The following is a 255-nucleotide window of genomic DNA, read 5'->3' as shown; positions in this document are numbered from 1 at the left end:
ATAGTTGTAGTGATGCGTCCATATGGACAAGTTGGCTGTCCTTTTCCATGAGTGGGTGTACGTTTCGGCGTATGCCCACTCGTTCAATGCCGTCCTGATGAAGCGTTCCGCCTTACCATTGGTCTGTAGTCGGTAAGGCCGGGTGCGCTTGTGCTTTATGCCAAGCTCGCGGCAGGCATCGCGGAACTTCCAAGACTTGTAGCAAGCGCCATTGTCCGTAAGCACACGCTCCACTCTGATGCCGTGCGAGGCATA

Annotated in this window: 1 protein-coding gene; it reads right to left on the bottom strand. The window is 54.5% G+C overall.

From position 1 onward, the window contains the following. Positions 1–255, bottom strand: a 255-nt coding sequence (locus V6C16_RS14775) for an integrase core domain-containing protein (RefSeq protein ID WP_333543634.1), incomplete at both ends; no start/stop codon positions are given.

Origin of the sequence: Desulfovibrio sp. 1188_IL3213, assembly GCF_036763145.1 — a bacterium.
Lineage (GTDB): Bacteria > Desulfobacterota > Desulfovibrionia > Desulfovibrionales > Desulfovibrionaceae > Desulfovibrio.
The sequence above is the reverse complement of the archived record's forward strand: the minus strand, read 5'-3'. Positions and strand labels throughout refer to the sequence as shown.